The following is a 23,121-nucleotide window of genomic DNA, read 5'->3' as shown; positions in this document are numbered from 1 at the left end:
TCCGCTAGCCAAAAGTAATATGGCATTCAAACGGCGATAATGGTCTTTATCCTTTGTCTTGTGCATTTTTTTGATAATTCGGCGTCGCTCTGCACGGTCAGGTAATGTTAGAATCATGGCTCTCGGTAGTGGTTGTTGATTTGTGGGTTTGGCGACTAATCAGATCGCACAAACGCTACCGAGTTCCTTTCTTTTTTATTCTCCGGTGATCTACATTTAGGAACAGTTATTTAGGGAAGATGATCATGACGAATTCGCTATACAGAAAGCACATCATCTCAATCTCTGAACTCACGCGTAATGAGTTAGAGTTGATTGTCAATACAGCAGGTCAGCTGAAAGCAACACCTCAGCCGGAATTGATCCGCAATAAGGTCATTGCCAGTTGCTTCTTTGAACCCTCAACACGGACGCGACTCTCTTTTGAAACCGCAATTCAACGGATTGGTGGCAACGTGATTGGATTTGATAATGGTGGCAATACATCACTGGCGAAGAAAGGCGAAACACTGGCGGATTCCGTGCAGATCATCTCTTCTTATGTCGATGCCTTTGTCATGCGCCACCCACAAGAAGGTGCCGCGCGTCTGGCTTCGGAATTCTCCAACGGTGTACCCGTCATCAACGCCGGTGACGGTGCCAATCAACATCCGACCCAAACCTTACTCGATCTGTTTACCATCACAGAAACACAAGGACGTCTCGATGGGATCAACATCGCGTTCGTCGGTGATCTGAAATATGGTCGCACTGTCCATTCTCTGACTCAGGCGCTGGCGAAATTTAACAACAATCGCTTTTTCTTTATTGCGCCGGATGCACTGGCAATGCCCGATTACATCTTAGAAGAACTGGAAGAAGCGGGTCATGAGTATAGCCTGCATACTGATATTGAAAGTGTGATTCCTCAAGTGGATATTCTCTATATGACCCGAGTACAGAAGGAGCGCTTTGATGAATCAGAATATGCGCATATTCGCTCGGCTTATATTCTTTCAGCCGCCCAGCTTCAGGACGCTAAAGAGAATATGAAAGTGCTTCACCCTCTGCCGCGCGTCGATGAAATCACCACGGATGTCGATCAAACACCACACGCTTATTTCTTCCAACAGGCAGAAAATGGCGTCTACGCACGCGAAGCACTACTTGCACTTGTGCTGAATGAAACACTGTAAAGGGAGTAAATGATCATGCCAAAAGATTCACAATTACAGGTAGAAGCCATTAAAAACGGTACTGTTATCGACCATATCCCGGCACAAATCGGCATTAAGGTATTAAAACTTTTCGATATGCATCACTCATCGCAGAAAGTAACTATCGGACTGAACCTGCCTTCATCGGCATTGGGGATTAAAGACTTACTGAAGATCGAAAATGTCTTCATCAACGAATCCCAAGCCAACAAACTGGCGTTGTATGCACCACATGCAACAGTCAACCAAATTGAAAACTACAAGGTAGTGAAAAAACTCGCGCTGAAACTGCCACAACGCGTGAATAATGTCTTTGCCTGCCCGAATACCAACTGCATCTCCCATGATGAACCCGTGGAAAGTAGTTTTAGCATTGTAGAAAAGAAACAGGATATTCGGTTGAAATGTAAGTATTGCGAAAAGGTTTTCTCCAGAGATATCGTTACTGAGCGGGCTTAAAATCCCCCCGGTGATTGAGGCTTTACCTCCGCTCTGAATCAAGGCAAACTGGCCTTTCTGAAGCAACATGAAATGGATAGAAAACAATGACAAAGGTAATTCATACAGAATCAGCGCCAGCAGCTATCGGGCCATACGTTCAAGGTGTTGATTTGGGTAATCTCATCATGACATCCGGACAAATTCCGGTTAACCCGGTCACAGGCGAAGTACCGGTTGAGATTGCAGCGCAAGCCCGTCAGTCTCTGGAAAACGTTAAAGCGATCATTGAGTCTGCCGGTTTAACGGTCGCTAATATCGTGAAGATGACAGTTTTTGTCAAAGACTTGGGTGACTTTGCAACCGTCAATGAAGTGTATGGCCAGTTTTTCGATGAACATAACGTCGCAAACTACCCGGCTCGCTCTTGCGTTGAAGTCGCACGATTGCCAAAAGATGTTGGCATTGAAATTGAAGCCATTGCAGTCCGTTAAGCCTGATTTGCAGTGTATTTGGTTTGGCTTACACTGATGACTGATGCGCAGGCTGCTAAAAAGAAAAAAGGTTGATATTGCTATCAACCTTTTTCATAAGCGCGGTAAACCAGCTCGGATCAGTTAATCACGATCCTCGCCCCTGATTTAAAACAGAAACCTCTTGATCCAACGATGCAAGCTTCTCTTTCATCACTTTATGACACTCTTTCGCCAAATGACGAACGTCTTCTTTTTTCAAGCCTTCCGTCGGAATCGGTGCCATCATCTCAACGATGACATGACCATTATTCCAGCGGTTTAATTTCAGATGACTGGTCGAGCTACATACGATCGGCACAACGGGTACACCAGCGGCAATCGCAGCATGAAACGCTCCGACCTTAAAAGGTAATAATCCCCGCCCACGAGAGCGTGTTCCTTCCGGAAACATCCACACCGAGACTTTGCTGTTTTTGACACTATCGACCACTTGATCAATGGTGCCTTTTGCTTTGGCTTTATTGGCGCGATCAATCAGGATATTGCCCGTCAGCCAATAGAGCTGCCCGAACAGAGGCAGCCATACCAGACTTTTCTTACCGACTGTGACCACTCTCGGTGTGACAGCCGCAGAAACGGTAAACATATCCCAGTTACTCTGGTGATTAGCAATATAAATACTTTGTGTCTGCTGAAGTGCATTCTCCGGCAGGCGCAGCTCAAGTTTGATCCCGAACAGGCGGGACATACGAGCAAACAATCGACCAAATGTATAAACATGCTTCGGATTGCGAGGGCTCAATAAACAGTAGCCACACCCGAAGATAAACATGAATAGCGCAAATATCACGACAACAAACACACGTAATAGTGCAATCATTCTGTTCTCCTAAATCAGGGCTGCCATCAACACCAGCCCCACAATAAAAAAGCCGAAACCCTTCTTCAGTTTCGACTCAATTCGACAATCAATTAACCGGCGTCACTGAACCTTTCAATCGTTGCGCCCAGTGCCGACAATTTATCTTCAATCCGTTCATAGCCGCGATCAATGTGATAAATCCGATCAACGATGGTTTCACCTTTGGCAATACATCCGGCAATGACCAGACTGGCCGAAGCACGTAAGTCTGTCGCCATCACCTGAGCACCACTCAATCCGTCAATATCACCACAAATAACGGTATTGCCTTCGATCTCGGCTTTCGCCCCCATCCGCATTAACTCAGGTACATGCATGAAACGATTTTCAAAAATCGTCTCCGTAATCACACCGCTGCCTTTAGCCATGATATTGAGCAGTGTAAACTGAGCTTGCATATCAGTCGGAAAGCCCGGGTGAGGTGCGGTACGGATCGAAACGGCTTTCAGGGTTCTTCCGGTCATATCCAGAGAAATCCAGTCATCACCGATTTCAATCAATGCCCCGGCCTCTTCCAGCTTCGCTAACACGGACTCAAGCAGGTGCGCATGGGTATTGCGGCAAACGACCTTGCCGCCAGAGACAGCCGCCGCGACCAGAAATGTACCGGTTTCAATCCGGTCAGCCACAACAGTATGTTGCCCGCCACCTAACCGTTCAACGCCTTCGATCGTGATCGTATCTGTGCCTGCTCCGGAAATTTTAGCCCCCAGAGTATTCAAAAACATCGCCGTATCAACAATTTCCGGCTCACGTGCGGCATTGTCTAAAACGGTCACCCCTTCGGCCAGCGTTGCTGCGCACATCACGGTGATCGTCGCACCGACACTCACTTTATCCATGACAATATGCGCGCCTTGCAAACGACCATCCACAGTCGCTTTTACATAACCGTCTTCCAGTACGATTTTTGCACCCAGTTGCTCCAGCCCCTGAATATGTAAATCCACAGGACGCGCACCAATCGCACAACCACCCGGCAGTGAGACTTGTCCCTGACCAAAACGGGCAACCAGTGGGCCCAACGCCCAGATGGAGGCACGCATCGTTTTGACCAAGTCATAAGGTGCACAATATTGATTGATACTGCTCGGATCCACGTGAACGGAACCATTTCTTTCCACTTTTGCACCCAATCGCTGCAATAAAGCCATGGTCGTATCAATGTCACGTAGATGGGGAATATTGGCAACTTCAACCGGTTCCTGAGCAAGAATGGATGCAAACAGAATCGGAAGCGCTGCATTTTTAGCCCCGGAAATCACCACTTCTCCCTGTAAAGGTTGATTTGACCCGGTTACTCGAAATTTTTCCATGAATCAACCTTACAAAGACATCAGTTTTTTATCACGTTCCCATTCTGCCGGGGTGTAGGCTTTGATGGAAACGGCATGAATTTCATTACGCTGAATATATGCCATTAAAGGGGCATAGATGAATTGTTGTTTCTTCACTCGGCTCATTCCATCGAAGCACTCATCAACTGCGATCACTTCAAAATGGCTGCCTTCCCCTTTAACATGGATTTCGTGAAGATGAAGTGCCTCATCTAAAATCTCTTGTACTTGTGCACTATCCACTATCTACCCCTAATTACTTATTCTGAAATATGGTTTGTTACGAGCGAATCAACGTTACTTAACTGGAATAACATATGAAGTTGCTCTGGCACGAAACTGAGCATTATATGACAGTTTCGTTTTTTTGCATGTTCTATTAAATGAAGCAGCAATACCATGCCTGCGGAATCGACCCGCGCCACATTTTCAAGTGAAAGCATGATTTGCTCATGAGTCGGCTGCCAGTTTTGTAGAAACTGCCACAGTTTCGGAACAGTTTCTCGATCCAGCGCCCCACTTAACTCAATCGTCCCCTGTTCAAGCGGATGCCACTGAGGATGTGTCATGACTTTTTCTCAATTGTTGTTATCGGTTGCTGAGAGAGCGCTTTCAACTCATTTGCCACGGCTAAGATACCATCACTATTAATTTTACCACTCCATTCAGAGCGTTTACTGGATAGCATACTAATCCCTTCAGCAATCATATCGAAAGCTTGCCATTCACCGGATTTTGACTTTCTTAGTTGAAACTCAAGTTTAATATCAGGGTTCGGTGTATCGATAATATTGACCATTACAGTAGCAATCCGATCGGTTGCATCAATTTTCGGCTCTGGTCCGAATTGAACTTCCTGATCACTGTACTGGGTTAAAACCTGCGCGTAGCTGCTAATCAGATAGCCTTGAAATGCATCGATAAATGCCAGTACATCATCCTTCTTAGCACCTTTCAGATAAGGTCCTAACAGCTTGAGAGCTGCATACTGGTAATTGACATACGGCATCAACTCATCTTTGACGATCTCTTTCAGATAATTCGGATCTTGATGAATTTTATTCTGCTCGGATTTTAAACGTTGAAATGTCTGTTCCGACACCTGCTTCATCATCTGATAAGGATTATGCATATCAACGGTTTTCGCCTGACTGGTCATTGAACAGAGCAAAACCATCACTAACATCATATAACGCATTAACATTCCTTACTCCTTCGCGTCTGCCTGATTTTTCTTATCATCACCGGAATTGCCACTCCGATAGAGGAACTGCCCGATCAAGTTTTCGAGCACGAGTGCAGACTTCGTATCTTCAACCTTGTCGCCATTCCCCAACAACTCGGTTTCATCTCCCCAGACAAATCCGGGCACCAGACTAATATACTGCTCACCAATTAATCCGGATGTCAAAATCTGCAGACTGGACGTCGCGGGGAACTCTTTATATTGGCTGCTGATTGATAATTTCACCATCGGCTTCAATGATTCCGGATCCAGACTGATCTCTGAAACCCGACCGATAACCACACCGCCAACTTTGACGGGAGAGCGGACTTTCAGACTACCAATATTGTCAAACTCCGCGGTCAGTTGATAAGTATCATCCGCTCCCAGACCTTTTACATCAGCAACTTGAAAAATCATCACCAGAATTGCGCAAATTCCGGCAATAACGAAAGTGCCCACCCAAAATTCTATTAATCGTGTTTGTTGCATGTTTAGTTCCCAAACATCAGTGCAGTTAAAACAAAATCAAGACCTAAAACAGCGAGAGACGAATAAACGACAGTTTTCGTTGTCGCTCGACTGATCCCTTCAGAGGTTGGTATTGCATCATAGCCGTTAAACAGCGCAATCCAGACAACGGTAAATGCAAATGCAAAGCACTTCACCATGCTGTTCCCGATATCATGACCTAACTCGACGGTTGCCTGAATGGTTGACCAGAAACTACCATCGTCAATTCCTTTCCAGTCCACGCCAACCAATTGTCCGCCCCATATACCGACAGCCATAAAGATCATTGCCAATACCGGCATCGAAATCACCCCGGCCCAAAACCGGGGCGCGATAACACGCTTCAATGGGTCAATAGCCATCATTTCAAGACTCGACAGCTGCTCGGTGGCTTTCATCAAACCAATTTCAGCCGTTAAGGCTGAGCCCGCCCGGCCAGCAAATAATAATGCGGTCACAACCGGCCCTAATTCGCGCAATAATGACAGCGAAACCAATGTGCCCAAACTGCCTTCTGCACCATAATCAACCAGAATGACATAGCCTTGCAAACTCACAACCATACCGATGAACAAGCCAGACACAATAATAATGGCCATGGATAACACACCGACACTATAGATTTGCTTGACCAACAGCGGAAAATGTTTCACAGGATGGGGCCGGCTCAGTAAAGCACCAAGCAACATAAACGTCGCACGGCCAAACGCTTCACAAATATCAAATGTTCTCCGGCCAGTATGAACGGCAAACTGAATAAAACTAGCCAACATGAAATAGATCCTTCTCAAGAGATGGCGCAGGATAGCGGAAAGGCACCGGCCCGTCAGCTTCACCCTGTAAAAACTGTCTGACTCGCGGATCCTCGTTCTGGAGTAATGACTCTGTCGTGCCTTTCGCAATAACTTTTCCGTCGGCCAGAATATACACCCAATCGGCAATACTCATCACTTCCGGAACATCATGAGAAACAACAATAGACGTGATTCCCAAAGCCTGATTGAGGTGGCGAATCAATTCAACCAAAACGCCCATCGTCATCGGGTCCTGCCCGACAAATGGCTCGTCAAACATAATCAATTCAGGGTCCAGCGCAATTGCCCGGGCAAGTGCCGCACGACGTGCCATCCCACCGGATAACTCACTCGGCATCAGATGAGCAGCTCCCCGCAAACCGACCGCTTCGAGTTTAAGCAATACCAGTGTCCGAATAAATGTTTCACTCAAAGCTGTATGCTCCCGCAGCGGGAATGCCACATTATCGAACACATTCAGATCGGTAAATAACGCCCCGGACTGAAACAACATACTCATTTTCTTACGGGCCTGATAAAGCTTGTTTCGTCCCAAAGTAGGAATATTCACGCCATCAAACCAGATTTCTCCGGATTCTGGCAGCAACTGCCCGCCAATCAAACGGAGCAAAGTCGTTTTCCCGATACCGGAAGGCCCCATAATCGCAGTGACCTTTCCCTTTGGGACATGGAGTGACACATCATCAAAAATCTTTCTGTCGCCACGAGAAAACGTCAGATTGTTAATCGTTACCAGATCAGACTCGGACATACACAGCCTATCGTTCCTTTCTTAGGTTCAATTGTTCATAACGCCATATACATCATGGACAAAAAAACACAATCATAAGTATCATTTCACAAATTAAAAGCACGGTATCGTAATGATGCTAACCTTATCAGGCTTCTAAAACCATCAACACTGAACATCACACCGGACGGGCTCTATCATACCATTACTAATGCAAGAATCATTGACTTACTTTACTTCGTCAAATCCCGACACATTCATTGTGTCGAAAAAATGAACTGTCCGAACCAGTTTAGCATCCCTATTTCTGATTTTGATGGTAAGATGCACCTCCTTTGTCAGCGCCCTTACAGAAACCCGAAAAATATCGATGGATAATGCTATCCGGTCACTGATATGGTTTGCTGAGCAACAGTTTGAATTCACTCAGAAAGAGAAATATATCTAAATCTGCAACCTTTTGATGAATAAATGAAGCGGTTTCACTTTCCTTTTGCAAACCAAAACGTCAAAATCGACGGTTAAATATTTTTATCTTTATCCACTAGGAATACACATGCTTACAGCTGTTGCTTTATTAATTGTCGGACTCATCTTACTGGTATGGAGTGCAGATCGGTTGGTTTTTGGTTCTGCAGCGCTGGCACGCAATGTTGGGATTTCACCGTTGGTGATTGGTATGACTATCATTGCAATGGGCTCATCAGCACCAGAGATGATGGTCTCTGCAACAGCAGCCCTCGCCAATAAAACCGATACCGCCGTCGGTAACATTCTGGGCTCGAATATTGCCAATATCGCATTAATTCTGGGCATTACAGCGCTCATTAAACCACTATCGATTAACTCGGAACTGCTCCGCAGAGAACTTCCGTTCATGATTGGAGTCACATTATTAGCCGGTGTGATTCTTTGGGATGGACACCTTGGCTTCTATGAAGGCGTCTTACTCTTTGTTGTGTTTGCCATATTTATTCTGGCAATGCTTAAAATCAGCCGTGGTGAAAACAATCAAAAGGATCGGCTTCTGGCAGAGCAAGAGTCAGAAGTGCCAGAGGGCGTGAATAGTAAAATAGCGATTTTCTGGGTCATCGTGGGTCTGATTCTGCTGCCACTATCTGCTGACATTCTTGTGAGTAATGCCGTTATCATAGCAAAATACTTTGGCATGAGTGATCTCGTCATCGGTCTGACCATTATTGCAATTGGAACCAGCCTGCCAGAACTTGCGGCCTCGCTCGCAGGAGTACTGAAAGGTGAAGATGATATGGCCGTGGGGAATATTATCGGCTCGAATGTGTTCAACATTTTGGCGGTGATGGGGCTCCCCGGAATTCTGAACCCGTCAGTCATCAGCGAACATGCCATGGGACGAGACTTTTGGGTCATGTTGGGGCTTTCTCTGCTCTTAGTCGTCATGGCGTTAGGAAAATCCCGAAGCATTAACAGAATCGAAGGGTTTATCCTGTTCGTTATATTTATTGTCTATCAGACTTATTTATTCATGAATATGGGCGCTTAGCAAGAGAGAACGGAGTTGAGGATGCCACAACTAAACTACACTCAGTCAGCAAAACAGGTTTTAGATATAGAAATTAAATGCTTGCAACAAATAGAACAATATTTTGATGAGCATTTCTGTCAAGCCTGCGACATGATTCTGAGTAATACGGTGGGTAAAGTTATCGTCATGGGTATGGGTAAGTCTGGTCATATCGGTAAAAAAATGGCGGCAACCTTCGCCAGCACCGGAACACCGTCTTTCTTTGTTCATCCGGGTGAGGCTGCACACGGGGATCTCGGTATGATCTCAGAAGGAGACATCGTGATTGCGATCTCTTATTCAGGTGAATCGTCAGAGATACTCCCGCTTTATCCGGTATTGAAACGTCGCTCGATCCGTATTATCAGCATGACCGGCAATCCACAATCCAATATGGCCAAGCTTGCAGATCTCCATTTACAGGTTTCTGTCCCGGAAGAAGCGTGCCCGTTAGGTCTGGCACCGACATCCAGCGCCACGGCAACACTTGTAATGGGTGATGCTCTTGCAATTACGCTGTTACAGGCTCGCGGATTCACTCAGGAAGATTTTGCGCTCTCTCATCCGGGCGGCGCATTGGGTCGTAAGCTGTTGCTCAAACTGGGTGATATTATGCATTCCGGAGATCAACTTCCCATCGTCAGCCCTGATGCCTTAATCCGCGATGCCTTAATGGAAATCAGTCAAAAAGGGTTAGGTATGACGGCTGTAGTCGATCAACAGCACAAGCTACTCGGTATTTTTACCGATGGTGATCTCAGACGAATTCTGGACAAGCGTGTCGATATTCACAGCGCCAAGATTAGTGATGTGATGACCCAAAACCCAACCATTGCATCACCTCACATTCTTGCAGTGGAAGGGCTCAATTTAATGCAGGAAAAACGAATCAACGGTTTGATGTTGGTTGATAACGGCCTGCTGGTCGGCGCTCTCAATATGCACGACCTTCTGAAAGCAGGAGTGATGTAGTGACAAATATGGTTGAAACACTTTATGGCCCGATAACGTCATCGATTTGGGAAGTCGCCAGTCAGATCAAATTACTCATCTGTGATGTTGATGGCGTGTTCTCCGATGGCCGAATTTACTTAGGTAATCAGGGTGAAGAGTTGAAAACCTTCCATACCCGGGACGGATATGGCATAAAATCGCTGATGAATGCAGGTATTGAGGTTGCGGTCGTCACCGGCAGACACTCAAAGATAGTCGAAAACCGTATGAAAGCGCTGGGGATTTCACTGATTTATCAGGGACAGGATGATAAAGTGAGTGCCTATGCTGATATTTGCCAAAAAACCCAGATCTTACCGGAACATACGGCCTATATCGGTGATGATTTGATTGATTGGCCGGTGATGGCACAAGTTGCGTTAAAAGTTTGTGTCGCCGATGGTCATCCATTACTGCTCAAGAGAGCAAACTACGTCACGACCATAGCGGGCGGACATGGTGCCGTACGGGAGGTCTGTGATTTAATCTTACAGTCTCGGGGTGAGCTGGAAATGCACAAAGGTTTGAGTATATGAGTCTGGCTCGTACAATCTATATACTCTTATTTTTCATTATCTGCTGGTCCATTTATTACCTGCTCGATAATGAAAGAAAAGCGAATGTACAAGTCGCTCCGAACACAGAGCTACCCATGTTTAGCGGTGAGCATCTGTCAAATATTTCGTATGGTGCAGATGGGGTGAGAAGCTATATCATCACATCAACGCATCTTGATTATTATGCTAAAAGTGGCAACACAGTATTTGAACATCCGATTTTACAGGTTTACCGTGATGGGCGAGTCATGGAATGGAAAGTGACGGCTCAACGGGGAATTCTGACCAAGAATAAAATATTAACGCTTTACGACAACGTGATTGGTAAAAACTTACTTGAGGATTCCAGTTTCGAGTCACTCGAAACAGCAAAACTCAGTATGCAATTGGACAACCGTGATTTTTGGACAGACACACCCGTCTTGCTGAAAGGTCCACAATTTGAAACACAAGGTCAGGCGATGAAAGGAAATTTTGCTGATCATAGCGCCTTACTTTATAACCATGTACAGGGTAGATATGAAAATCTCGCACCTTAGTTTGCTCGCTTGCCTGTTTATCTCAAGCGGCGCTTTGGCATTAGCAACAGATACCGAACAACCGGTTTATATCGATTCGGATAGCCAGCAACTTGATTTAAAAAGTAATCAGGTTACTTTTGTGGGCAACGTAACCCTCAAACAAGGCAGTATTAATATCCATGCCGACAAATTAATCGTGACCCGGAATCCTCAAAACGGACAGATCGAGGAAATTCAGGGTTTCGGTGATCTGGCCACGTTTTCTCAGTTAACCGATGAAGGGAAAACCCTCTATGGCGAAGCCAAGAAACTCAACTATCAAATGGCTGCGGATCAATTAACCATGACCGAAAAAGCAATGCTATCGCAAGATGATAGCGTGATCCGTAGTACCAAAATCCGTTACAAAATTTCTGCACAAAAACTCATTGCAGACGGAAATTCAAACGAGCGTGTTTCAACCGTGCTGCAACCACAGGCAACGAATAAAGAATAAACCATGGCCATACTAAAAGCAGAGCATTTAGCCAAAAGCTATAAAAAGAGAAAAGTCGTCTCTGATGTCAGCCTACAGGTAGAGTCCGGACAAATTGTCGGCCTGCTGGGGCCGAATGGTGCGGGCAAGACAACCTCATTTTATATGATTGTCGGTCTGGTCGCCCGGGATGAAGGCTCGATCCAAATTGATGACAAAGACATCAGTGTTCTGCCCATGCACCAGCGCTCTCGGATGGGCATCGGCTATTTACCACAAGAAGCCTCCATTTTCCGTAAACTCTCCGTTGAAGACAACATCATGGCGGTATTACAAACCCGGGAGAATCTTTCGCGGGAAGAACGTCAGGATAAACTTGAAGACTTGCTGGAAGAGTTCCATATCGGGCACATTCGCTACAGCGCCGGGATGGCACTCTCCGGTGGTGAGAGACGCCGCGTAGAAATTGCCCGGGCGTTGGCTGCCAACCCACAGTTCATTTTGTTGGATGAACCGTTTGCCGGGGTTGACCCGATTTCGGTCATTGATATCAAGAAAATAATTGAACACCTCCGGGATCGGGGGCTTGGTGTTTTGATTACTGATCATAATGTCAGGGAAACCTTGGATGTTTGTGAAAAAGCCTATATCGTAAGCCAAGGCAACCTAATCGCAGAAGGGACTCCGCAAGAAGTTCTCGATAACGAGCAGGTCAAACAGGTTTATCTCGGTGAACAATTCCGTCTATGATTAAAGTAAGAACGGGATTTGAGCCAGACATACATCAGAATACGGCAACACAGAATAAGGCAATCGAAACTGAATGAAACCGTCACTACAACTCAAGTTAGGTCAACAGTTAGCCATGACACCTCAGTTGCAGCAAGCGATTCGATTGCTGCAACTTTCGACGTTAGATCTCCAGCAAGAGATTCAGGAAGCACTCGATTCCAACCCACTACTTGATGTTGAAGATGCACATGATGAAGTCAATTCCCAAGAAGAAAAAACAGAAACGTTAAAAGAAGCCACTGCTGATGTCGCTGATAGCGAGCCGGAGCCACAAGATAGCTCAGAAATGATTGAAAAATCAGAAATCAGCAATGAACTTGAAATCGATACGACTTGGGATGATGTCTACAGTGCCAATACAGGTAGTACCGGTATTTCACTCGATGAAGATACACCTGTTTATCAGGGTGAAACCACGCAAACACTACAGGATTACCTGCTGTGGCAATTAGATTTAACCCCTTTCAGTGATACGGATCGAGCCATTGCGCTGGCGATCATTGATGCCATAGACGACTACGGTTATCTGACACTGTCTCTTGAAGACATTCTGGAAAGTGTCAAAAGTGAAGAAGATGACGATATCGAGCTGGATGAAATCGAAGCAGTCAGAAAGCGTATTCAGCAATTTGATCCTTTAGGTGTCGCATCCCTGAATCTGCAGGACTGCCTGTTACTACAACTGGCAACATATCCAAGTGACACTCCGTGGCTCAGTGAAGCCAGACGCCTGTTGACAGATCATATCGATCAGTTAGGAAACCGGGATTACAAACTGATCCAAAAAGAAGCAAAGCTAAAAGAAGACGAATTACGCTCCGCTTTGCAACTCATTCAAGAACTCAACCCCCGCCCCGGGAATGATATTAATGCAGAACATGCTGAATATGTCATTCCGGATGTTTCGGTCTTCAAAGATCGGGGGAAATGGGTCGTCGCCATCAACCCGGACAGTATGCCAAGATTAAAAATCAACCAGCAATACGCAGAACTGGGACGGGGAAATGGCGCAGACAGTAATTATATCCGAACGAATTTACAAGAAGCAAAATGGTTAATTAAAAGTTTAGAAAGTCGAAACGAGACGTTGCTCAAAGTTGCCAAGTGTATAGTTGAACATCAGCACGATTTCTTCGAGTATGGGGAAGAAGCAATGAAACCGATGGTTCTCAATGATGTCGCCCTTGCCGTTGACATGCATGAATCAACCATCTCGCGGGTCACAACCCAAAAGTTTATGCATACCCCTCGGGGGATATTCGAGCTGAAGTACTTTTTCTCTAGCCACGTAAGCACAGACAATGGTGGAGAATGTTCATCAACCGCAATTCGCGCACTGATCAAAAAACTGGTTGCCGCAGAAAACCCGGCAAAACCACTCAGTGACAGTAAAATTGCAACACTACTAGCTGATCAGGGGATTCAGGTCGCTAGACGTACCATTGCAAAGTACCGAGAGTCTTTGGGGATATCCCCATCGAGTCAGCGTAAACGCCTGTTATAAAGGCCCAACAGAGAAGGAAAGTCTATGCAAATCAATATTAATGGCCACCACATTGATCTGACCGATTCAATGCAAGACTATGTTCACTCAAAATTTGATAAACTTGAGCGGTTTTTTGACCATATCAATAGCATACAGGTCATTTTAAGGGTTGAAAAAAAACTCCTACAAGTCGCTGAAGCAACGCTTCATGTCAATCAGGGGGAAATTCATGCAACCGCTGAAGATGAAAACATGTATGCCGCAATCGATAGCCTCGTTGACAAGTTAGTCCGTCAACTGAATAAGCATAAAGAAAAATTAAGTAGTCATTAATCATGCAACTCAATGAAGTTCTGTCTCTGGACTGCACGAAAAGTGCAGTCCAATGTTCGAGCAAAAAACGAGCATTAGAAATCATCAGTGAAATAGCGGCTAATTACACGGGCCAGAATGCGACCGAACTGTTCGAAAATATGCTCTCCCGAGAAAAAGTTGGCAGTACCGGTATCGGTAACGGCATTGCCATTCCACATGCAAGAATGTCGTTCAGTGAAAATGCAGTTGCTGTTCTCATTCAATGTGAGGAGCCAATCGATTTTGATGCGATCGATAATCGTCCTGTCGATATTCTGTTTGCCTTGTTTGTCCCGGAAGAACAATGTCAAATCCATTTGAAAACCCTCGCCCAAATGGCTGAACGACTGAATAACAAACAAGTGTTAAAGCAACTTCGTAAAGCTGAAAACGATCAAGAACTTTATGATATCATGATCGACCAGTCTTGATTTTCTGAGTATGTCACGATGCGATTAATTGTTGTTAGTGGTCAGTCCGGTGCCGGCAAAAGTGTCGCCTTAAGGGTGCTGGAAGATCTGGGATACTATTGTGTTGATAACCTCCCTATCGATTTATTGGATGCTTTTCTTCAATCGGTTCAGGGCAGTAAACAGAATGTCGCGGTCAGCATTGATATCCGCAACTTACCCCATGATCCGTCAATACTCAGCGAAACCTTCCGCTCACTGAAAAGTACCGTCTCGTATGATGTGAATGTGCTTTTCCTTGATGCGACCGAAGACGCGCTGCTCAAACGCTATAGTGAAACCCGCCGGATTCATCCGCTCTCCCTGCACAACAATAATTTAACGCTGGCACAAGCCATTGCTCAAGAAAAGCAGATCCTTGCACCGTTGAAAAAACAAGCAGACATGCTGCTCGACAGTACCAATAAATCGATTCACGAGCTGAGCGAAACGGTTCGTATGCGCGTCGAGGGAAGAGAGCGTAAGCACCTGATCATCGTTTTTGAATCCTTCGGTTTTAAATATGGATTACCCAGCGACGCTGATTTCGTTTTCGACGTTCGTTTTCTTCCCAACCCTCACTGGCAACCTGAATTACGTGCATTCACCGGGCTTGATGCACCGGTAAAATCGTTTCTGGAGCAACACGCCGAGGTGATTGATATGCGCCAGCATATTCAGTCATTCATTGATTATTGGCTCCCTTCTCTGGAGAAAAATAATCGCAGCTATCTGACCATTGCCATTGGCTGTACCGGTGGAAAACATCGGTCTGTTTATCTGACCCAACAAATCGGAGAATACTTCTCCCAACTTGGTCATCAGGTACAAATTCGCCATACTTCACTTGAGAAACATCACACCTGAAACCAACGCTGGAATAAGCCAATAGAGGATCATGCGATGCCACAACTCAGTAAAACGGTTTTAATTGAGAATAAGCTGGGACTTCATGCCAGAGCGGCCGTTAAACTTGTGGAGTTAGCCCAATCATTCGATGCTATCCTGACCATTAGAAGTCAGGAAGGAAAAGAAGCCACAGCCGATGGTGTCATGGGGCTGTTGATGCTTGAATCGGCACAGGGACAATATGTCACTATCTCTGCGGAAGGCAGTGAAGCAGAGCCAGCCTTAGACGCGGTTTGCTGCTTAATTGAAGATAAATTCGAAGAAGAAGACTAACCACTATTTTCACGCAAAAATAAATTTCATCCTGCAATAACTTCTTATTAAATCAGGCATAGAATTAAGTTACTATGTCACTTACATAATAAATACGACACAGGGGGAAGTTATGGCAGAGCATATTGAGTTTGATCAGGCTCACCTTACCCTCCGGGAAGTCACAGAAGCCTTAGAAAATGGTCGTTTTGTCCATGTCCGCCGCCAACTTCAGGACATGGAACCAGAAGATATTGCTCATCTTCTGGAAGCCTCACCGCGTAAAAGTCGTGATGTCCTCTGGCAATTGACCGATCCGGAAGACTACGGCGAAATCCTCGATGAACTCAGTGAAGATGTCAAAGACGCACTGGTGTCCAAAATGGCACCGGAACGGTTGGCAGAAGCGACTGAAGGCATGGACACCGATGACCTTGCTTACGTCTTGCGAAGCCTGCCTGATGGCCTCTCCCGAGAAATTCTATCCCAGATGGATAACGTCGACCGTCTTCGGGTCGAAATGGCACTCTCATATCCGGAGGATACGGCCGGTGGCCTGATGAACACCGACTTTGTCACGATTCGTGGTGATGTGGATGTGGATGTCGTGCTCCGCTATTTACGGATGAGGGGTGAACTACCACAGGCAACCGATGCCTTGTATGTGATTGACGAAGAGAGCCGACTCATCGGCCATCTCTCCCTTGCCAGCTTATTAACCAGCCAACCGGATGTCCGCATCAGCGATATTATGGAAGATGCGGATGAAGCCATTCAGGTCGATGCCAAAGATTCAGACGTTGCCAGTTTGTTTGAACGGCGGAACTGGGTCTCAGCACCGGTTGTCAATGCGGAACAACACCTGTTAGGCCGGATCACCATCGATGACGTTGTCGATGTCATCCGTGAAGATGTTGAGCACTCGATGATGAGTTTAGCGGGGATGGATGATGAAGAAGATACGTTTGCACCGGTGATGAAATCGGCCCGGAAACGGAGTATCTGGCTGGGCGCCAACGTACTTGCTGCACTGGCCGCAGCTTCGGTCTCCAATATGTTTGAGACCACACTGGAACAAATGGCTTCGATCGCAGTACTGATGACTATTGTTCCCTCGATGGGGGGTGTTGCCGGCAACCAAACCATTGCACTGGTGATCCGTGGTCTGGCTTTGGGACACATCGGTGACAGTAACAAACGGGAGCTGCTACTGAAAGAAGCGGCTGTCGGTCTGCTTAACGGCTGTCTGTGGGCCTTGCTGATTGGCGGTATCGTCGTGCTGTGGAAAGGCAACTGGTTACTCGGTGGCATTATTTCAGCAGCAATGCTAACCAATCTTACCGTCGCGGGTATCGCCGGGGTTACTATTCCGATCATACTGAAAAAGATGAAAATTGATCCGGCACTCGCCGGCGGTATGGCGCTCACCACGGTTACCGACGTGATTGGTCTGTTTGTCTTTCTCGGACTGGCGACCATTTTTATCGCCTGAGGTGTTTTGTAACTGGTGATTATCGCATTAAGAAAAAACGGGCTATCAAGCCCGTTTCAATCAATTTAATGGAAGAAAAATAATTATTCCCCGGCGACCTTCATTGACTCTATCAAAATAGAACCGGTCTGAATCTGGGAGCGCACATCAACATCATTACCGACTGCAACAATATTACTAAACATATCTTTCAGACCCGCAGCGATGGTAATTTCGGAGACCGGATACTGAATCTCACCATTTTCAACCCAGAAACCGGCCGCACCGCGTGAGTAATCACCGGTAACAATATTGACGCCCTGCCCCATCACTTCAGTGACCAAAAAGCCCGAGCCCATATCTTTCAGCATTTGCTCAAAGTTCCGCTCACCGGAAGATTTCACAAACCAGTTATGAATTCCACCGGCATGACCGGTCGGTGCCATATTCAGCTTTCTTGCGGCATAGCTGCTCAGCAAATAAGTCTCCAGCACCCCACCGGTAACAATGTCTAAATCACGGGTTGCCAGGCCTTCACTGTCAAACGGGCTGGAAGCTAAACCGCGCAAAATATGCGGTCGCTCAGCAATCGAGAACCAGTCAGGGAAAATTTTCTCGCCCAAATGATCCAACAGAAATGATGATTTACGATATAAATTACCTCCGGAAATCGCCATCACAAAATGACCAATCAGACCGGTGGCAACTTCAGGTGCAAACATCACCGGATAATGACCGGTTTTCAGTTTCTGCGGATCCAACCGGTTCACAGTTCGTTCGGCAGCAAGCTGACCCACCTGCTGTGGTGTCCACAAATCATCTTTATGGCGCGCAATGGTATAGCTGTAATCTCGCTCCATGCGATCCTGTTCGCCCTGCCCGATCACACAGCAACTAATACTATGACGGCTGGATGCATAACTGGCGAGCAAGCCATGACTATTACCGTAAACTTTCACTCCGTAGTGGCTGTCATAACTCGCGCCGTCACTCTGTTTGATCTTGGGGCTATAGTCGAGCGCAGCTCTTTCTGCGGCAATCGCAATGTTGGCAGCCTGATCCGGGTTCGGCTCATCAGGGTGAAACAGATCCAAATCCGGGATATCTTTAACCATCAGTTCTTTGGGTGCCGGGCCGGCAAACGGATCTTCCGAGGTATAGTGAGCAATATCCAATGCAGCCAATACCGTCTGTTGAATCGCTTGTTCACTCAAATCCGATGTTGAAGCACTGCCTTTACGTTGCCCCCGGTAAACCGTAATCCCCAAGGCACCGTCACTATTAAATTCGACATTCTCGACTTCACAAAAACGGGTTGAAACACTGAGCCCCGTACTCTTGGTAATCGCCACTTCTGCGGCGTCTGCTTGTGATGATGCAAGCTCTAAAGCTTTCGCGACCGCAGCTTCAAGCTCACTTCGCTGTTGTGCAACTTGCTGTTTTACATTCATAACCGATGTCTCTTTTTGAAACTATTTCGATAGCATAACAAGAAATTCTCGTTCTCCCCACGATTCTTGCTAAAATAACGGACATTGATAAGCAGATAAGTTAGAGACTATGGCGCGAAAAAATCAAAAGGCTCCCTGGGAAGAGGAAGAAGAGATCATTTGGGTTAGTAAAACCGAAATGAAGAATGACATGATTGAGCTGCAACAACTCGGGGAAGCACTGGTTGAACTCAAGCCGGCCACTTTGGAGAAGTTCCCGTTGCCACCGGAGCTTGCCGAGGCAATCAATGATGCGCAACGCTTTAAGAATGAAGCGAGAAGACGACAACTTCAGTATATTGGCCGTTTGATGCGTCATATCGAAGTGGAACCGATTCAGGCAGCCTTGGATAAATACCGTAACAAACATGCTCAGGCAACCGCTGCATTCCACCGTTTGGAACAACAGCGGGATCAATTGATTGAGGAAGGGGATTCGGCTATCAATGCCGTCATAGAAAAACACCCGGAAGTGGATCGGCAGCAACTCCGTCATCTGGTTCGTAAGGCGAAAAAAGAACAACAGGGCGGGAAATCATCCAAAGCCGCCAGAGAAATTTTTCAACTGCTGAAAACGTTGGAAGAAACCTCAGAGTAATATCCGTGCGATGCAGCCGTCATGTCGTCATGAAGGCATGGCGCTGCTTCGAGCATTAGTTTCCCGCGCGGATAAATGCCGCCAATGACTCGTTCTTGTGTGATTCCCCTAATGTCTCTATTTCCCCTGTGACCTGAACATGATTGTCATCGATATAAGCAAAATGACTGGCCATATTCTTGGCATCATTGACATGATGGGTAACCATTAAGACTGAGATATTGCGCTCATTAGCCAAGCGTCTGACCAAAGTCAGCATGTCTGCCCGTAAAACCGGGTCTAATGCTGAAAAAGGCTCATCCAATAACCAGTGTGAACGTTCCTGTACAAAACAGCGTGCCAAGGCAACCCGCTGCCTTTGTCCGCCGGACAACTGTTCCGGTTGTCGCTCTAACAGTGTCTCAATCCCAACCTGATGCGCAGCATCTGTGACTTTGTCCCAGTCTTTACGCGTCAGCTTTAATCCCGGGTGTAATCCCAAGCCAATGTTGTCACGTACCGATAAATGAGAAAACAGATTATGCTCCTGAAATAACATTGAGAATGGACGCTCATAGGGGGGTAAGGTCAAAATAGATTGCTCATTGACCCGAATATCACCGGCTCTTGGGGTAATAAACCCGGCAACCAGACTTAATAGTGTCGATTTTCCGGCACCACTTGGCCCCATCAAAGCCCAGATACTGCCCTGAGAAACCGAAAGCGAGAAATCAAACCATTCTTGCTGATATTCATAACGTACCTGATCAAGCGTCAGCATTAACATATCCCCCACGCCGAAACAGCCGCTCGGCAATAAAAAAGCATCCGAGACTGATCAGCAATAAACAGCTGGCTACCACCGCTGCCGATTCCATCTGATAGCTTCCCAGTAACTGATAAAGATAAAGTGGCAAGGTTCTGAAATCCTGACTGCCAAATAACGCAATGGCACTTAAATCCCCCATTGCCACCAAAAAGCTGATCACCCAAGCGTGAATAATCGGCTTTCTCACAGCACGCCACTCCACCAGCCAGAGACGACGCCACCCCTGCATTCCCAGGCTGGCACACAGATACTGATACTGCTGCGCCAACATCCATAGCGGTTGCTGTAAGGTTTTAATCACATAAGGTAAAGCCATCATGGCATTGACCGCCACAACGACCCAATAGGCAAAATCAAAGGCATTGGTAAACGTCCGTAACAGGAGAAAGAGTCCGGTACTAATCACCAACCCCGGAGTGACCAAAACCATCATACCAATCGTTTCCAGCCCATCGGCACGCCGCCGTTGATGATTCAGTCGCCAACTCCGGCTCGTCAGCAATACGCCGATCCCGGCAACCAGAGCGAGTGAACCAGCCACAACCGCAACACGTAAAGAGCTCCCGAATGCCTGCCAAAAACCGGCACCACTCAGCACTATCCACAGGTGTGAATTGAGGCCGGAAATAATCACCATGACGAGCGGCGGCAGCACTAACAGTCCACAGCCAATAATCCATCCGCAATCCCAGTAACGTGCCCAACGACTATCACGAAATAACGGTTGGCGAGGAGAATCTCCCTGACTACTCGCGTTGATAGTTTTGGTGATGCTTTGCAGCATAAAAGCCAACGCCCCACACAGTAACATTTGCCACAGAGCCAACATCGCACCGGCGCGCAGATCAAAATCAAACTTAATCGCCTGATAAATTGCCAGTTCGATAGTCGTAGACTGCGGCCCGCCACCCAGAGCCATCACAGTCGCAAAGCTGGTAAAACACAGCATGAAAACCAATCCGGCGACATGGGGAAGCTGTTGGCGAATCCGCGGCCAGTTGACGTAACGAAACACTTGCCACGGCGTCATCCCCAAATGGCAAGCTAATAAACTCTGCTCTCTCGGGATCATATCCAGTGTATGTAAAAACAGCCGACTGGCATAAGGCAGGTTAAAAAACACATGCGCCAGTAAAATGCCGTTCAAGCCATAAACCGAAAAGCTGAAATCCAAATGTAGTGCCTGCAGTACACTGGCTAAAAAACCGCTGCGCCCATAAATCGCGAGCAACCCAAACACACCGACCAACACGGGTATCACCAAGGTGATCGAAAATAGTTTGATCAGCAAATCACGGCCGGGAAAAGAACGGTGGTGTAAAGCCAAAGCCACCGGAATCGCAGGAATCACACTCAGTAACGTGGATAACAGTGCCTGATAAAAACTAAACCGCGTGACATGGAGATAATAAGGTTCATTCAGCACAGTGCTCAGTTCGAGACCGGATGCATGAACCAATAATGCTCCGAAAGCACTCAGAATAAAGGCCACCACGCCCGTGGCGACCCAGAGCCCGATTCGGGGCGTCCGTTGCAGTCTCACCACTGCAACTACCGAGCCTGTGTGAGTGCAGTTTGCCACTCACGAATCCAATGTTTGCGGTTGTGTGCAACCTCTGCTGCGGAAAACATCAATGATTTTTCCGGGATAGCAAGCTGACGGAAAGCATCCGGCAGCGCAACCGAGGTCACCGGATACATCCAGTTCGTTGTCGGAATGACTGACTGAAAATCGTCGCTCAACATAAACTGCATAAATTGATCGGCAAGCGCCTGATGTGGACTCCCCGCCAATTTAGCGGCCACTTCGACCTGCATATAATGCCCTTCCGAAAACTCAGCAGCTGCATAGCGATCATCCTGCTCAGCGACCTGATGATAGGCCGGTGAAGTGGTGTACGACAGAACCATATCCGATTCGCCTTTGAGAAACATCGAATAGGCTTCCGACCAACCTTTGGTAACGGTGACCGTTTTCTTCGCCAATTGTTGCCAGGCTTGAGCTGCCTGATCACCGTAGACGGATTTCATCCATAACAGCAGCCCCTGCCCCGGTGTCGATGTACGCGGATCCTGATAAATGATTCTCAAATCAGGAGATTGCTCAACCAGTGATTTAAGACTGTGTGGTGGATTGGGGAGTAAATCCTTACGGTAAACAAAAGCAAAATAGCCATAATCGTAAGGCACAAATACATCATCATGCCAGCCGTTGGGGAGCGTTAATGCTGTGGTATCGACATGATGTTTGGCTAGCAGTCCTGTCTGTTTGGCTTCTGCCATCAGGCTGTCATCCAGCCCCAGAACAATATCCGCCTGACTATGATTCCCTTCAAGGCGCAGTCGGTTGAGAATTGAGACCCCGTCATCGAGTGCCACATAATTCAGCTCGCAATGACAGCGCGCCTCGAATGCTTGCTTAATTGCAGGTCCGGGGCCCCATTCTGAGGTAAAAGAGTCATAAGTATACACGGTCAGTTCAGGGGACTTCGCCTGCACCAATCCGGCGGTCAAACTTGAGATGAAGATGCCTGCATAAATTGAGGCTTTAGAATAGTTCGATGTCACAGCTCGCTCTCCTTGATACGAGCGGCACAGGGTTGAGGCAGGCCTCAAAAAGGCAGACCAAACTCAATTCCTACGCCAGCATTATCTGGTTCAGGTCGTTGCGGGTTCCGGGCTGTTGCCCAATCTCAGCACCATGACAACATACCGAATCGGTTGTTTGTCATCGAAGCTCCCCGATGAGTGCGGACAATTTTACTGTGGAT

General features: G+C 46.8%; 28 protein-coding genes, 1 pseudogene and 1 riboswitch. Of the genes and pseudogenes, 16 read left to right on the top strand and 13 right to left on the bottom strand.

Annotated features, from left to right (window positions below):
- Positions 1–117, bottom strand: a pseudogene (locus VR7878_RS20870) (IS630 family transposase); the annotation flags it as partial.
- A gap of 128 nt (positions 118–245) precedes the next feature.
- Here VR7878_RS20870 and pyrB point away from each other — a divergent pair.
- The 3 genes from pyrB to VR7878_RS12465 all read left to right on the top strand — a co-directional run bounded on the left by pyrB (position 246) and on the right by VR7878_RS12465 (position 2,128).
- Positions 246–1,175, top strand: a complete 930-nt coding sequence (gene pyrB, locus VR7878_RS12475; protein WP_077336426.1) for an aspartate carbamoyltransferase — start codon at positions 246–248, stop codon at positions 1,173–1,175.
- A gap of 15 nt (positions 1,176–1,190) precedes the next feature.
- A complete protein-coding gene (pyrI, locus tag VR7878_RS12470) occupies positions 1,191–1,655 on the top strand; it encodes an aspartate carbamoyltransferase regulatory subunit (RefSeq protein ID WP_077336407.1) in 465 nt (154 codons plus the stop codon).
- 86 nt (positions 1,656–1,741) lie between these two features.
- Complete coding sequence (locus tag VR7878_RS12465; protein WP_077336406.1) at positions 1,742–2,128, top strand: RidA family protein; 387 nt, start codon at positions 1,742–1,744, stop codon at positions 2,126–2,128.
- 127 nt (positions 2,129–2,255) lie between these two features.
- Here VR7878_RS12465 and VR7878_RS12460 read toward each other — a convergent pair whose 3' ends face one another.
- The 8 genes from VR7878_RS12460 to mlaF all read right to left on the bottom strand — a co-directional run bounded on the left by VR7878_RS12460 (position 2,256) and on the right by mlaF (position 7,673).
- Positions 2,256–2,990 carry a 1-acylglycerol-3-phosphate O-acyltransferase gene (locus VR7878_RS12460; protein ID WP_077336405.1) on the bottom strand — a complete coding sequence of 245 codons (735 nt, stop codon included), beginning with the start codon at positions 2,988–2,990 and terminating at the stop codon, positions 2,256–2,258.
- A 92-nt stretch (positions 2,991–3,082) separates the two neighbouring features.
- Positions 3,083–4,348 carry a UDP-N-acetylglucosamine 1-carboxyvinyltransferase gene (gene murA / locus VR7878_RS12455; protein ID WP_077336404.1) on the bottom strand — a complete coding sequence of 422 codons (1,266 nt, stop codon included), beginning with the start codon at positions 4,346–4,348 and terminating at the stop codon, positions 3,083–3,085.
- Between the two features lie 9 nt (positions 4,349–4,357).
- Positions 4,358–4,612 carry a BolA family iron metabolism protein IbaG gene (gene ibaG / locus VR7878_RS12450; RefSeq protein ID WP_077336403.1) on the bottom strand — a complete coding sequence of 85 codons (255 nt, stop codon included), beginning with the start codon at positions 4,610–4,612 and terminating at the stop codon, positions 4,358–4,360.
- A 17-nt stretch (positions 4,613–4,629) separates the two neighbouring features.
- Complete coding sequence (locus VR7878_RS12445) at positions 4,630–4,938, bottom strand: STAS domain-containing protein (RefSeq protein WP_077336402.1); 309 nt, start codon at positions 4,936–4,938, stop codon at positions 4,630–4,632.
- Entirely contained in the window at positions 4,935–5,573 is a 639-nt protein-coding gene (gene mlaC, locus VR7878_RS12440) for a phospholipid-binding protein MlaC (RefSeq protein WP_077336401.1), read from the bottom strand. Before mlaC ends, VR7878_RS12445 begins: the two co-directional genes overlap by 4 nt.
- Before the next feature lie 3 nt (positions 5,574–5,576).
- On the bottom strand, positions 5,577–6,086 hold the full coding sequence (gene mlaD / locus VR7878_RS12435) for an outer membrane lipid asymmetry maintenance protein MlaD (RefSeq protein ID WP_077336400.1): 510 nt from the start codon (positions 6,084–6,086) through the stop codon (positions 5,577–5,579).
- A gap of 2 nt (positions 6,087–6,088) precedes the next feature.
- Positions 6,089–6,880, bottom strand: coding sequence for a lipid asymmetry maintenance ABC transporter permease subunit MlaE (gene mlaE / locus VR7878_RS12430; protein WP_077336399.1), 792 nt, complete (start codon positions 6,878–6,880; stop codon positions 6,089–6,091).
- Positions 6,870–7,673 carry a phospholipid ABC transporter ATP-binding protein MlaF gene (gene mlaF, locus VR7878_RS12425; protein WP_077336398.1) on the bottom strand — a complete coding sequence of 268 codons (804 nt, stop codon included), beginning with the start codon at positions 7,671–7,673 and terminating at the stop codon, positions 6,870–6,872. The genes mlaE and mlaF overlap by 11 nt, the downstream gene beginning before the upstream one ends.
- Positions 7,674–8,208: 535 nt before the next feature.
- Here mlaF and VR7878_RS12420 point away from each other — a divergent pair.
- The 12 genes from VR7878_RS12420 (at position 8,209) to mgtE (ending at position 17,475) form a co-directional block, all read left to right on the top strand.
- Positions 8,209–9,174, top strand: coding sequence for a calcium/sodium antiporter (locus tag VR7878_RS12420; RefSeq protein WP_077336397.1), 966 nt, complete (start codon positions 8,209–8,211; stop codon positions 9,172–9,174).
- A gap of 21 nt (positions 9,175–9,195) precedes the next feature.
- A complete protein-coding gene (gene kdsD / locus VR7878_RS12415; protein ID WP_077336396.1) occupies positions 9,196–10,167 on the top strand; it encodes an arabinose-5-phosphate isomerase KdsD in 972 nt (323 codons plus the stop codon).
- Entirely contained in the window at positions 10,167–10,724 is a 558-nt protein-coding gene (gene kdsC / locus VR7878_RS12410) for a 3-deoxy-manno-octulosonate-8-phosphatase KdsC (protein WP_077336395.1), read from the top strand. The genes kdsD and kdsC overlap by 1 nt, the downstream gene beginning before the upstream one ends.
- Positions 10,721–11,284 carry an LPS export ABC transporter periplasmic protein LptC gene (lptC, locus tag VR7878_RS12405; RefSeq protein WP_077336394.1) on the top strand — a complete coding sequence of 188 codons (564 nt, stop codon included), beginning with the start codon at positions 10,721–10,723 and terminating at the stop codon, positions 11,282–11,284. Before kdsC ends, lptC begins: the two co-directional genes overlap by 4 nt.
- Positions 11,265–11,762 carry a lipopolysaccharide transport periplasmic protein LptA gene (gene lptA, locus VR7878_RS12400; protein WP_077336393.1) on the top strand — a complete coding sequence of 166 codons (498 nt, stop codon included), beginning with the start codon at positions 11,265–11,267 and terminating at the stop codon, positions 11,760–11,762. Before lptC ends, lptA begins: the two co-directional genes overlap by 20 nt.
- A 3-nt stretch (positions 11,763–11,765) precedes the next feature.
- The gene (gene lptB, locus VR7878_RS12395; protein ID WP_077336392.1) at positions 11,766–12,491 is read left to right on the top strand and encodes an LPS export ABC transporter ATP-binding protein; all 726 of its coding nucleotides are present in this window, start codon (positions 11,766–11,768) and stop codon (positions 12,489–12,491) included.
- Positions 12,492–12,564: 73 nt separating this feature from the next.
- Positions 12,565–14,037, top strand: a complete 1,473-nt coding sequence (locus VR7878_RS12390) for an RNA polymerase factor sigma-54 (RefSeq protein ID WP_077336391.1) — start codon at positions 12,565–12,567, stop codon at positions 14,035–14,037.
- A gap of 24 nt (positions 14,038–14,061) precedes the next feature.
- Positions 14,062–14,352 carry a ribosome hibernation promoting factor gene (hpf, locus tag VR7878_RS12385; RefSeq protein ID WP_077336390.1) on the top strand — a complete coding sequence of 97 codons (291 nt, stop codon included), beginning with the start codon at positions 14,062–14,064 and terminating at the stop codon, positions 14,350–14,352.
- 2 nt (positions 14,353–14,354) lie between these two features.
- On the top strand, positions 14,355–14,804 hold the full coding sequence (gene ptsN, locus VR7878_RS12380) for a PTS IIA-like nitrogen regulatory protein PtsN (RefSeq protein WP_077336389.1): 450 nt from the start codon (positions 14,355–14,357) through the stop codon (positions 14,802–14,804).
- A gap of 18 nt (positions 14,805–14,822) precedes the next feature.
- Complete coding sequence (gene rapZ, locus VR7878_RS12375; protein ID WP_077336388.1) at positions 14,823–15,689, top strand: RNase adapter RapZ; 867 nt, start codon at positions 14,823–14,825, stop codon at positions 15,687–15,689.
- A 36-nt stretch (positions 15,690–15,725) separates the two neighbouring features.
- On the top strand, positions 15,726–16,004 hold the full coding sequence (locus tag VR7878_RS12370) for an HPr family phosphocarrier protein (protein WP_021019048.1): 279 nt from the start codon (positions 15,726–15,728) through the stop codon (positions 16,002–16,004).
- A gap of 112 nt (positions 16,005–16,116) precedes the next feature.
- Complete coding sequence (mgtE, locus tag VR7878_RS12365) at positions 16,117–17,475, top strand: magnesium transporter (protein WP_077336387.1); 1,359 nt, start codon at positions 16,117–16,119, stop codon at positions 17,473–17,475.
- An 83-nt stretch (positions 17,476–17,558) separates the two neighbouring features.
- On the opposite strand, the gene pmbA is transcribed toward mgtE, so the two are convergent.
- Positions 17,559–18,905 carry a metalloprotease PmbA gene (gene pmbA / locus VR7878_RS12360; RefSeq protein WP_077336386.1) on the bottom strand — a complete coding sequence of 449 codons (1,347 nt, stop codon included), beginning with the start codon at positions 18,903–18,905 and terminating at the stop codon, positions 17,559–17,561.
- A gap of 109 nt (positions 18,906–19,014) precedes the next feature.
- On the opposite strand from pmbA, the gene yjgA reads away from it, so the two are divergent.
- Positions 19,015–19,542 (top strand): ribosome biogenesis factor YjgA, encoded by a 528-nt coding sequence (yjgA, locus tag VR7878_RS12355; RefSeq protein WP_077336385.1) that lies wholly within the window; start codon positions 19,015–19,017, stop codon positions 19,540–19,542.
- 55 nt (positions 19,543–19,597) lie between these two features.
- On the opposite strand, the gene thiQ is transcribed toward yjgA, so the two are convergent.
- Genes thiQ through thiB form a run of 3 tightly spaced genes read right to left on the bottom strand, consistent with a single transcriptional unit; the run spans position 19,598 to position 22,879 of the window.
- The gene (gene thiQ, locus VR7878_RS12350) at positions 19,598–20,302 is read right to left on the bottom strand and encodes a thiamine ABC transporter ATP-binding protein (protein ID WP_077336384.1); all 705 of its coding nucleotides are present in this window, start codon (positions 20,300–20,302) and stop codon (positions 19,598–19,600) included.
- A complete protein-coding gene (gene thiP, locus VR7878_RS12345; protein WP_077336425.1) occupies positions 20,289–21,887 on the bottom strand; it encodes a thiamine/thiamine pyrophosphate ABC transporter permease ThiP in 1,599 nt (532 codons plus the stop codon). The genes thiQ and thiP overlap by 14 nt, the downstream gene beginning before the upstream one ends.
- 14 nt (positions 21,888–21,901) lie before the next feature.
- Entirely contained in the window at positions 21,902–22,879 is a 978-nt protein-coding gene (gene thiB / locus VR7878_RS12340) for a thiamine ABC transporter substrate binding subunit (RefSeq protein ID WP_235862878.1), read from the bottom strand.
- Positions 22,880–22,968: 89 nt separating this feature from the next.
- Positions 22,969–23,104, bottom strand: a riboswitch (TPP riboswitch).
- Between the last annotated feature and the right edge of the window lie 17 nt (positions 23,105–23,121).

It is taken from the genome of Vibrio ruber DSM 16370 (genome assembly GCF_900163965.1).
Taxonomy (GTDB): Bacteria; Pseudomonadota; Gammaproteobacteria; order Enterobacterales; family Vibrionaceae; genus Vibrio; species Vibrio ruber.
Note: the sequence above shows the minus strand (reverse complement) of the source record. Positions and strands in the feature narration are given on the sequence as shown.

What these genes read in the sequence shown, in the direction of transcription:
- ptsN (WP_077336389.1), top strand. Translation starts at nt 14,355, where the DNA reads ATGCAACTCAATGAAGTTCTGTCTCTGGACTGCACGAAAAGTGCAGTC.
- mlaC (WP_077336401.1), bottom strand. Translation starts at nt 5,573, where the DNA reads ATGTTAATGCGTTATATGATGTTAGTGATGGTTTTGCTCTGTTCAATG.
- mgtE (WP_077336387.1), top strand. Translation starts at nt 16,117, where the DNA reads ATGGCAGAGCATATTGAGTTTGATCAGGCTCACCTTACCCTCCGGGAA.
- pyrB (WP_077336426.1), top strand. Translation starts at nt 246, where the DNA reads ATGACGAATTCGCTATACAGAAAGCACATCATCTCAATCTCTGAACTC.
- VR7878_RS12370 (WP_021019048.1), top strand. Translation starts at nt 15,726, where the DNA reads ATGCCACAACTCAGTAAAACGGTTTTAATTGAGAATAAGCTGGGACTT.
- hpf (WP_077336390.1), top strand. Translation starts at nt 14,062, where the DNA reads ATGCAAATCAATATTAATGGCCACCACATTGATCTGACCGATTCAATG.
- mlaD (WP_077336400.1), bottom strand. Translation starts at nt 6,086, where the DNA reads ATGCAACAAACACGATTAATAGAATTTTGGGTGGGCACTTTCGTTATT.
- lptC (WP_077336394.1), top strand. Translation starts at nt 10,721, where the DNA reads ATGAGTCTGGCTCGTACAATCTATATACTCTTATTTTTCATTATCTGC.
- VR7878_RS12390 (WP_077336391.1), top strand. Translation starts at nt 12,565, where the DNA reads ATGAAACCGTCACTACAACTCAAGTTAGGTCAACAGTTAGCCATGACA.
- yjgA (WP_077336385.1), top strand. Translation starts at nt 19,015, where the DNA reads ATGGCGCGAAAAAATCAAAAGGCTCCCTGGGAAGAGGAAGAAGAGATC.
- VR7878_RS12465 (WP_077336406.1), top strand. Translation starts at nt 1,742, where the DNA reads ATGACAAAGGTAATTCATACAGAATCAGCGCCAGCAGCTATCGGGCCA.
- VR7878_RS12445 (WP_077336402.1), bottom strand. Translation starts at nt 4,938, where the DNA reads ATGACACATCCTCAGTGGCATCCGCTTGAACAGGGGACGATTGAGTTA.
- mlaE (WP_077336399.1), bottom strand. Translation starts at nt 6,880, where the DNA reads ATGTTGGCTAGTTTTATTCAGTTTGCCGTTCATACTGGCCGGAGAACA.
- thiQ (WP_077336384.1), bottom strand. Translation starts at nt 20,302, where the DNA reads ATGCTGACGCTTGATCAGGTACGTTATGAATATCAGCAAGAATGGTTT.
- VR7878_RS12460 (WP_077336405.1), bottom strand. Translation starts at nt 2,990, where the DNA reads ATGATTGCACTATTACGTGTGTTTGTTGTCGTGATATTTGCGCTATTC.
- murA (WP_077336404.1), bottom strand. Translation starts at nt 4,348, where the DNA reads ATGGAAAAATTTCGAGTAACCGGGTCAAATCAACCTTTACAGGGAGAA.
- pyrI (WP_077336407.1), top strand. Translation starts at nt 1,191, where the DNA reads ATGCCAAAAGATTCACAATTACAGGTAGAAGCCATTAAAAACGGTACT.
- VR7878_RS12420 (WP_077336397.1), top strand. Translation starts at nt 8,209, where the DNA reads ATGCTTACAGCTGTTGCTTTATTAATTGTCGGACTCATCTTACTGGTA.
- rapZ (WP_077336388.1), top strand. Translation starts at nt 14,823, where the DNA reads ATGCGATTAATTGTTGTTAGTGGTCAGTCCGGTGCCGGCAAAAGTGTC.
- lptB (WP_077336392.1), top strand. Translation starts at nt 11,766, where the DNA reads ATGGCCATACTAAAAGCAGAGCATTTAGCCAAAAGCTATAAAAAGAGA.
- pmbA (WP_077336386.1), bottom strand. Translation starts at nt 18,905, where the DNA reads ATGAATGTAAAACAGCAAGTTGCACAACAGCGAAGTGAGCTTGAAGCT.
- kdsD (WP_077336396.1), top strand. Translation starts at nt 9,196, where the DNA reads ATGCCACAACTAAACTACACTCAGTCAGCAAAACAGGTTTTAGATATA.
- lptA (WP_077336393.1), top strand. Translation starts at nt 11,265, where the DNA reads ATGAAAATCTCGCACCTTAGTTTGCTCGCTTGCCTGTTTATCTCAAGC.
- mlaF (WP_077336398.1), bottom strand. Translation starts at nt 7,673, where the DNA reads ATGTCCGAGTCTGATCTGGTAACGATTAACAATCTGACGTTTTCTCGT.